Consider the following 8,151-nt stretch of genomic DNA (forward strand, 5'->3'; position numbering starts at 1 on the left):
GCTGCGGCAACGTCGATGCCTTGGTGGGCCAGGGCCCACACCATGCAGCGCCGTCTTCTCTGTCCGCGGCAGACGAACGTTCTGGAATATGCGTGTTCGGCGCGCGACACTGCGCGACTCGACATTCCGTGAGGACGCCCCCATGTCGTTGGCCATCCGCTGCCTGCCCCTGCTTCTGCTCGCCTGCGCCAGCACTCACGCCGCCACCTATCAGGTCGGCCCCGGCCGCACCTGGACCCAGCTTCAGCCGCTGTTCGATGCCGTCGACCTGCAGCCCGGCGATCTCGTCGAAGTGGATGGCGGCGTGACCTACAGCGGCAACATCATCCTGCGCGAAGCCGACGGCGGCGCGCCCGGCAATCCGGTGACGCTGCGCGGCCTCCGGGTCAACGGCCAGCGGCCGATCCTGCAGGGCGGCACCAACACCATCGAATTCCGGCTCGCCAACCACGTGGTGTTCGAAGGCTTCGAGGTGGTCGGCTCGGTGGCCGACAACACCTTCCGCTGCATCTATCACCACAGCCACGACGTGCTGATCCGCGACGTGCTGGTGCGTGACTGCCCGCGCCACGGCATCCTCGGCGCCGACAACGATTCCGGTTCTCTGACCATCGAGTTCAGCGAGATCCGCAACGCCGGCTCCAACCAGTTCAACCACGCCATCTACATGGCGACCGACGAGCTGCGCTATCCGGGCAGCGTGTTCCGCCTGCGCCACAGCGTGGTGCGCGACAGCCGCTTCGGCGACTCGGGCGAGGGTGGCAATCTGATCAAGAGCCGCGCCGAGCGCAACGAGATCCACTACAACTGGCTGGAGGGCGCGTGGTTCCACGCGCTGGAGCTGATCGGCCCTGACCCGGCTGGCGGCGTGCCGGCGAATGCGGCGCGCGAAGACTCCGACATCGTCGGCAATGTGGTCGTGCATGACGGCGCGTTCGGGGCGATCTTCCGTTTCGGCGGCGATGGCACCGGCGCCAGCAACGGCCGCTACCGCTTCGTCAACAACACGGTCATCCGCCGCGGCGGCAGCAACGACACGCCCACCCTGTTCCGCCTGTTCGACGGCATCGAGGCGGTGGAGATGCACAACAACGTGTTCCTGCGCGAGGGGACGTCGGCTTTCCGCATCATCCGCGAGGTCGAGGCGGTGTGGGTCGGCGGCGTCTCGCGCATCCGCGGCAGCCGCAACTGGTTCGACGCCGGCTCCACCTTCGTGCCGCCCGGCTGGGTCGACAGCCTGACCGGCTCGGACCCCGGCTTCGTCAATGCCGCCGGCAACGACTTCCGCCCCGCGCCGGGCTCGCCGCTGCTGGATGCTGCGGGCGCAGCGATGACCTCGAATGGCTACGAGATCAGCGCGCCGCTGTTCCCGCCGGCCTTCCATCCGTCCGCCGCAGTGCAGGCAGCGGCGCCCGCCAGACCGATCGCCGGCGCGATGGACATCGGCGCCTACGAGCGTCCGACCGATGGCTTCCTGTTCGCCAATGGCTTCGAGGGCTGAGCGGGAGTCGATCCACTGCAGACGCCAGCACTGGCTTCAGGCATAAAGCGCTCTGCATCCGGACCCGGCCCGCCCATGCACGCCCCCGCCCCCGAGCCCCTGCGCATCCGCCGCTTGCACACGCCGCCCACGCCGGCCGTGCGGCGGCGCGAGCTGTGGGCCTGGATGATGTTCGACTTCGCGAATTCCGGTTACACCACGGTGGTGATCACGGCGGTGTTCAGCGCCTACTTCGTGGCGACCGTGGCCGGCAATGCGGACTGGGCGACCTTCGCCTGGACGGCGGCGCTGTCGCTGTCCTACGCGCTGATCCTGTTGAGCGCGCCGGTACTGGGTGCCTGGGCCGACCTGCGTGCCGGCAAGCGCTCGCTGCTGTGGTGGACGACCGGCCTCTGCGTGCTGGGCACCGCTGCACTGGCGTGGACCGGTCCCGGCAGCGTCGTGCTGGCGCTGGTGCTGATCGTTCTGACCAACACCGCCTACGGCACCGGCGAGAACGTGATCGCCGCCTTCCTGCCCGAGCTGGCGCGCGAGGAAGCGATGGGCCGCCTGTCCGGCTACGGCTGGGCGGTGGGCTATCTGGGCGGGCTGGCGATCCTCGCGGTCTGCCTGTGGTGGATCACCGGCGCGGAGGCGCGCGGCTCCGATACCGTCACCGCCGTGCAGCAGTCGATGCTGTTCACCGCCCTCGCATTTGCGCTGGCCGCGCTGCCGACCCTGCTGCTGCTGCGCGAGCGCGCGCGACCGCAGCCACTGCCGCCGGGCGGCGCGCTGCTGGCAACGGCCTTCTCGCGCGTGCGCGAATCGCTGCTGGGCAGCGCCGGGCTGACCGACCTGCGCCGGCTGCTGGCCTGCATCGTGTTCTACCAGGCCGGCGTGGCGACGGTGATCGCGATCGCCGCGATCTTCACCACCCAGGCCCTGGGCTTCACCACCGCCGAAAGTATCCAGCTGATCCTGGTCGTGAACATCACCGCCGCCGCCGGTGCTTTCCTGTTCGGCTGGCTGCAGGACCGCGTCGGCCACAAGCCGCTGCTGGCGCTGTCGCTGCTGGGCTGGCTGCTGGCGATCGGCCTGTTCTGGTTTTCGGAGTCGCGCGCCGTGGTCTGGGCCGCTGCGAACGTGGCGGGCCTGTGCATGGGCGCCTCGCAAAGCGTCGGCCGCGCGCTGGTCGGCGTGCTGTGTCCGCCATCGCGCGAGGCCGAGATCTTCGGCCTCTGGGGCTTGGCGGTGAAGCTCGCCAGCATCCTCGGGCCGCTGTCCTACGGCGCGGTCAGCTGGATCACCGACGGCGACCACCGCACGGCCATGCTGTGCACGGCCCTGTTCTTCATCGCCGGCCTGGCGATCCTGGCCAGCATCGACATCGAGCGCGGACGCGCAGCGCGCGGCCTCGCATAGGGTGGGCCCTGGCCCACCATGGCCTCGACCCTCGCTTCGATCATTGGGCGTCATCGCGCTTGAGGAGGCATGCGTGCTCGGCCCGAAGCGCGTTGGGCACGCGCGACACATCGCGGCCGTCATTTGCGGAACCCTGATCCTGCGAGCGAGGCGCCGCTCGGCGCCCGTTTCCTTACCGGATTCGCGCGGGCGCCCGCGGATTCGGAACACCTGACCGAGGCGAGCGTCCGGCTCATGGTGGGCCAGGGCCCACCCTATGACGACGTCGTGGGTAGGTATCGGGATCAGCGCCAGGCAGGGCCGACAGCGCGAATGGTCTGGTGCCCAGCGTCAGATCACAGCACTTCATAGGGTGGGCCCTGGCCCACCATGAGCTCAAACCTGCCGCGCGTGCGCGCGCCCAGCGACGCCAAATGGTGCCGATCGCGAGACTTCCTTGGCGGGGGCCCACGCGGCGTGCGCTGTCCGAGCTACTTCGCCGCCCCCGCGCCGCGACGTCCGATCTCGCAGCCCGTGCAGCCGCCGCAGGCGGAGGGTGCGCTCACTGCTTCGGCGGCGCTTGCACAGCGCGTGCGCACGCGCTGCCGCAGCGGCCGCGTCAGCCGCCACAGGCTCAATCCCAAGGCCAAGGCAATCAGCGCCCACTGCCAGTGCAGGGTCATCAGCCGGCTCCCAGTGCCACGGCGGTCTGGTAGGTCAGCAGCGCCATCACATAGGCCAGCGCGAACAGGTAGAAGGCGGCGAAGCCCATCTGCTTCCAAGAGTTGGTCTCGCGCTTGATGGTCGCCAGCGTCGCGAGGCACATCGGCGCGTAGATGTACCAGACCAGCAGCGCCAGGGCCGTCGCCAGCGACCAGTCGCTGGCGATCAGCGGCTCCAGCGCCGCCGCCGCGGCTTCGTCGTCGACTGCCGACAGCGCATACACCGTGGCCAGCGAGGACACCGCCACCTCGCGTGCAGCAAGCCCCGGGATCAGCGCGATGCAGATCTGCCAGCCGAAGCCCAGCGGCGCGAACACGAAGGCCAGCGCATGGCCAATGCGACCGGCCAGGCTGTACTCGATGGCCGCACCCGTGGCGCCTTCCGGCGGCGCCGGAAAGCTCAGCAGGAACCACAGCAGCACGGTCATGGCGAGGATGATCCCGCCGACGCGCTTCAGGAAGATCATGCCGCGCTCCCACAGGCCGATGGCCAGGTCGCGCAGGTGCGGCAGGCGATAGCTGGGGAGCTCCAGCAGCAGCGGGTGCTCGCCCCGATCGCGCTTGAAGCGCTTCATCAGCCAGGCCACGGCCAGCGCGCTGAGGATGCCGGCGAGGTACAGCCCAAACAGCACCAGGCCCTGCAGATTGAACAGGCCGCCCACGGTCTCGTTGGGCACGAAGGCCGCGATCAGCAGCGCGTACACCGGCAGACGCGCCGAACAAGTCATCAGGGGGGCTACGAGAATCGTCGCCAGCCGGTCGCGCGGGTCGCTGATGCTGCGCGTGGCCATGATGCCCGGGATGGCGCAGGCGAAGCTGGACAGCAGTGGGATGAAGCTGCGCCCCGACAGCCCGGCTGCCGACATCATGCGATCCAGCAGGAAGGCCGCGCGAGGCAGGTAGCCGGATTCCTCCAGCGCAAGGATGAAGGCGAACAGGATCAGGATCTGCGGAAGGAATACCACCACGCCGCCCAGCCCGGCGATGATGCCGTCGACCAGCAGGCTGGCCAGCGGTCCTTCCGGTAGCGCCGCGGCGACCGTCTCGCCCAGCCAGGCAGTACCCGCATCGATGCCATCGCTGAACGGCGAGGCCCAGCTGAACACCGCCTGGAAGATGCAGAACATCACCACGGCCAGGATCAGCAGGCCGTAGACCGGGTGCAGCAGCACGCGGTCGAGCTGGTCGTCGATGCGCGCGGTGCGCTCGGGCATCTCCACGCAGCGCTTGAGCAGATCGCGCACACGCGCGTGCAGGTCGGACGTGGTCTCGGACTCGCGCGACGCGCCTGTCGGCAGCGGCGCATCCAGGGCGGCCAGCAGCTCTGCCGCACCGTGACGCTTGACCGCAACGGTCTCCAGCACCGGCACGCCCAGCTCGGCGGCGAGCGCCTCGCGATCGATGCGGATGCCGCGTCGCCGGGCTGCATCCATCTGGTTCAGCACGATGAGCGTGGGCCGGCGGAGCGCAAGGATCTCCAGCGCGAAGCGCAGGTGCAGGCGCAGGTTGGTGGCGTCGAGCACGCAGACGAGCAGATCGGGGGCATCGACATCGCTGCGCTGGCCCAGCACGACCTCGCGGGTGATCGCCTCGTCCAGGCTCGCCGCATCCAGGCTGTAGGCGCCGGGCAGGTCGAGCACGCGCACCTCGCGGCCGCCCGGCGTGCTGAAGCGGCCTTCCTTGCGCTCGACCGTGACGCCCGCGTAGTTCGCGACCTTCTGCCGGCTGCCGGTCAGGCGGTTGAACAGGGCAGTCTTGCCGCAGTTGGGATTGCCCAGCAGGGCGAGCTGCAGCGTGGCGGCGCTCATGCGTCAGCCGCCTCAAGCCGCACGCGTACGCGCGCGGCTTCCGCGCGGCGCAGGGCGAAGCGGGTGTATCCGATCTGGATGAGCAGTGGCTCGGCGCCGAAGGGGCCGCGGGTCAGCAGTCGCACCGGCTCGCCCTGCACGAAGCCCAGCTCGCGCAGGCGTCGACTGATGATGTCCGTGGTGCCGGGAATGTCGTCCACCGCCAGCACCGTCGCGGTCTGGCCTGCGCTGAGTTGGTCGAGATGCATGGCGCCATTCCTGAGAATGGTTCGCATTATAGGTTCTGGGCGGGCTGTGCGTCAGCAGGTCGCGCCGCACCCGGCGATGCACAGTCAGCGTAGGCGCTCGCATGCCAAGCTGCGCCGCCCAAGCTCCGAGATCGCCACCATGTCCGCAGCCCGCATCCACCCGCAGCCGCCCGAGGAGTACTGGTTCGTCGAGGGCTGCCACATCCTCGAATGGCACAACCGTGTCGATGATCCGGCGCTGTCGGTCGCCCGCGCCCGCGTCGCGCCCGGCCAGACCACGCGCTGGCATCGCCTGCAGGGCACCACCGAGCGCTATCTGATCCTGTCCGGGCGGGGCAGGGTGGAGGTCGAGGGGCTTGAGCCCGCTGTGATCGGTGCGGGCGCCGTGGTGGTGATTCCCCCGGACTGTGCGCAGCGCATTGCCTGTGTCGGCGAGGAGGAGCTGGTGTTCCTCGCGATGTGCACGCCGCGTTTCGAGGCGCAGGCCTATCAGGACGTGGAAGATGCGATGGCCGGATGAGTCCGGCCAGCCCTTCCAAGGCTGAGCACTTGATGCCCGCGAGGCCGCGCATCTGTATATCCCCGTGGCCGCGGCAACCCATGAACGTCGTGCCCGCGCAGGCGGGCACCCAGCCAGCGTGGCAGTCTGTGCAGGGCTTGATGGCAAATCGTCTTGATGCGCGCCGCGCGGGGCGCCATTCGACCTCCCTCTGACAGCGCTTCCGGGCAGGCTGCGCTCCCGGCGGCGAGCCCAGCGCACCTACCGGCAACGCACGCCCATGGTCAGCGTCCAAGCGATCGCCGAACCGTATGCGTGCCCTACGCATGGGCGATACTGCGGCGAGCCATCGAGCCGCGCACGCCACCTTCGCCATGACCGACCTCTCCCTGCCTTCCAACGACCGCTTCGTGGTCGCGATTTCCTCGCGCGCCCTGTTCGATCTGGAGGACAGCCACAGCCTGTTCGAGCAGGAGGGTCTCGCCGCTTACGCCGAGTTCCAGCGCGTGCGCGAGAACGAACCGCTGGAGCCGGGCATCGCGTTTCCGCTGGTGCGCAAGCTGCTGTCCCTGAATGCGCACGCGCAGCCCGGCCTGCCGCAGGTCGAGGTGATCCTGCTCTCCCGTAACTCGGCCGATACCGGCCTGCGCATCTTCAACTCGATCGAGCGCTATGGCCTGGAGATCGTGCGTGCGGCGTTTACCAACGGCGCGCCGACCTTCCCCTACATCCGCCCCTTCGGCGCGCACCTGTTCCTGTCGGCGCATGCCGAAGACGTCGCACGCGCACTCGACGCCGGCGTGGCGGCTGCCACCATCCTGCCGAGCAAGGCCTCGCTGCGCGACTCCGAGCAGCTGCGCATCGCCTTCGATGGTGATGCCGTGATCTTCGGCGACGAGAGCGAGCGCATCAGCACCGAGCAGGGCCTGGCGGCATTTGCCGCCAACGAGCGCGACCAGGCCGAGCAACCGCTGTCCGGCGGCCCTTTCCGCGGCGTGCTGGCAGCGATTCACGCCATCCAGAGCGCGTTCCCGATGGAGCACTCGCCGATCCGCACGGCTCTGGTGACCGCGCGCTCGGCGCCCGCGCACAAGCGCGTCATCCTCACCCTGCGCCACTGGGGGGTGCGTCTTGACGAGGCCCTGTTCCTCGGCGGCCGCGACAAGGGCCCGTTCCTGGAGGCCTTTGGCGCCGACATCTTCTTCGACGACAGCCACAGCAACGTCGAGTCGGCGCGCAAGCATGTGGCGACCGGCCATGTACCGCACGGGGTGCTGGGGCGGCCGGGGTGAGGCACCGCTTTCCGACCGCCGCGCGGGAAGCCAGCCGCATGGCCGCCCGCTTGCCCGAGTTGGTGGGCGTGCTTCCGCCGCTTGTGTCGACGGCGCGGTCGGGGTGCTTCAGAGCAGCTTGAACAGAGGCTCGCGCACGCGGTGCAGGGCGCCGGCCTCGCCTTGCAGCGTTGCCTTCGAGGCTGCGTGCAGTCGCATCGGCAGGCTCTCGCCCTGGAGGTGCGGTTCGGCCGCAGGCCGCAACGGATTGCGCAGAGCCGCGCGAAGCTTCTCGACGTGCGGTTCGAGCAAGCCTTGGTCTTCGAGATGCGCCTTGGGCTCGTGTTTCTGCGCCGCCTCCGTGGGGCGCTCATCCGCATGCTCGGCTTCGTCAGCCGGCGAGCGCTTGGACAAGGGTCGCGCAGGGTTCGTGTCCGGCCGCTGCCAGAGCTGGTCGCGTTCGAGGTCGAGGCCAGTGAGCTGCTCGATGCCGAAGGCGGCCAGAGTCGCGTGCTTGCCTTCGAGGGCGACATCGAGCTTGGACAGCGCCCAGGTGTCATCGCGGTAGATCGCAAGCCACAGCGCTTCGCGCTCGCGGCTGTGAGCCACGAGCAGTTCGAAGGCCGCGTGCACGTCGTCGGCGGGTGCGGTCAGCGCGAAGGCGCTCAGCCAGCGTCTGCGGCTGGGGCGATCCAGCAGAGTCGGCGCGGGACAGTGCGGCA

General features: G+C 69.5%; 8 protein-coding genes. 4 read left to right on the forward strand and 4 right to left on the reverse strand.

The genetic code is table 11. The features are described from left to right. Window positions 1-142: 142 nt before the first annotated feature. The gene (locus tag Q0654_RS05575) at window positions 143-1,501 is read left to right on the forward strand and encodes a hypothetical protein (RefSeq protein ID WP_298851364.1); all 1,359 of its coding nucleotides are present in this window, start codon (window positions 143-145) and stop codon (window positions 1,499-1,501) included. A 75-nt stretch (window positions 1,502-1,576) separates the two neighbouring features. Then, window positions 1,577-2,902 carry an MFS transporter gene (locus Q0654_RS05580; RefSeq protein ID WP_298851367.1) on the forward strand — a complete coding sequence of 442 codons (1,326 nt, stop codon included), beginning with the start codon at window positions 1,577-1,579 and terminating at the stop codon, window positions 2,900-2,902. Between the two features lie 470 nt (window positions 2,903-3,372). Here Q0654_RS05580 and Q0654_RS05585 read toward each other — a convergent pair whose 3' ends face one another. Genes Q0654_RS05585 through Q0654_RS05595 form a run of 3 tightly spaced genes read right to left on the reverse strand, consistent with a single transcriptional unit; the run spans window position 3,373 to window position 5,659 of the window. Then, window positions 3,373-3,564 (reverse strand): hypothetical protein, encoded by a 192-nt coding sequence (locus Q0654_RS05585; protein ID WP_298851370.1) that lies wholly within the window; start codon window positions 3,562-3,564, stop codon window positions 3,373-3,375. After that, window positions 3,564-5,411 carry a ferrous iron transporter B gene (locus Q0654_RS05590; RefSeq protein ID WP_298851372.1) on the reverse strand — a complete coding sequence of 616 codons (1,848 nt, stop codon included), beginning with the start codon at window positions 5,409-5,411 and terminating at the stop codon, window positions 3,564-3,566. Before Q0654_RS05590 ends, Q0654_RS05585 begins: the two co-directional genes overlap by 1 nt. Continuing rightward, the gene (locus tag Q0654_RS05595) at window positions 5,408-5,659 is read right to left on the reverse strand and encodes a FeoA family protein (RefSeq protein ID WP_298851374.1); all 252 of its coding nucleotides are present in this window, start codon (window positions 5,657-5,659) and stop codon (window positions 5,408-5,410) included. Before Q0654_RS05595 ends, Q0654_RS05590 begins: the two co-directional genes overlap by 4 nt. Window positions 5,660-5,798: 139 nt before the next feature. Here Q0654_RS05595 and Q0654_RS05600 point away from each other — a divergent pair, with 139 nt between their 5' ends. Together Q0654_RS05600 and Q0654_RS05605 are read left to right on the forward strand one after the other, a co-directional pair. Beyond that, window positions 5,799-6,179 (forward strand): cupin domain-containing protein, encoded by a 381-nt coding sequence (locus tag Q0654_RS05600; RefSeq protein ID WP_298851377.1) that lies wholly within the window; start codon window positions 5,799-5,801, stop codon window positions 6,177-6,179. Window positions 6,180-6,532: 353 nt separating this feature from the next. After that, window positions 6,533-7,450: a 5'-nucleotidase gene (locus Q0654_RS05605; protein ID WP_298851379.1), complete on the forward strand. Its 918-nt coding sequence runs from the start codon at window positions 6,533-6,535 to the stop codon at window positions 7,448-7,450. A 108-nt stretch (window positions 7,451-7,558) separates the two neighbouring features. Here the strand turns inward: Q0654_RS05605 and Q0654_RS05610 are convergent. Further along, window positions 7,559-8,151, reverse strand: a 593-nt coding sequence (locus Q0654_RS05610) for a hypothetical protein (protein WP_298851381.1), incomplete at its 5' end; no start/stop codon positions are given.

Source organism: uncultured Aquimonas sp. (assembly GCF_937888285.1).
Taxonomy (GTDB): Bacteria; Pseudomonadota; Gammaproteobacteria; order Xanthomonadales; family Xanthomonadaceae; genus Aquimonas.

Coding starts and splice junctions, on each gene's coding strand:
- Q0654_RS05585 (WP_298851370.1), bottom strand. CDS start 3,564: ATGACCCTGCACTGGCAGTGGGCGCTGATTGCCTTGGCCTTGGGATTG.
- Q0654_RS05575 (WP_298851364.1), top strand. CDS start 143: ATGTCGTTGGCCATCCGCTGCCTGCCCCTGCTTCTGCTCGCCTGCGCC.
- Q0654_RS05580 (WP_298851367.1), top strand. CDS start 1,577: ATGCACGCCCCCGCCCCCGAGCCCCTGCGCATCCGCCGCTTGCACACG.
- Q0654_RS05600 (WP_298851377.1), top strand. CDS start 5,799: ATGTCCGCAGCCCGCATCCACCCGCAGCCGCCCGAGGAGTACTGGTTC.
- Q0654_RS05595 (WP_298851374.1), bottom strand. CDS start 5,659: ATGCATCTCGACCAACTCAGCGCAGGCCAGACCGCGACGGTGCTGGCG.
- Q0654_RS05590 (WP_298851372.1), bottom strand. CDS start 5,411: ATGAGCGCCGCCACGCTGCAGCTCGCCCTGCTGGGCAATCCCAACTGC.
- Q0654_RS05605 (WP_298851379.1), top strand. CDS start 6,533: ATGACCGACCTCTCCCTGCCTTCCAACGACCGCTTCGTGGTCGCGATT.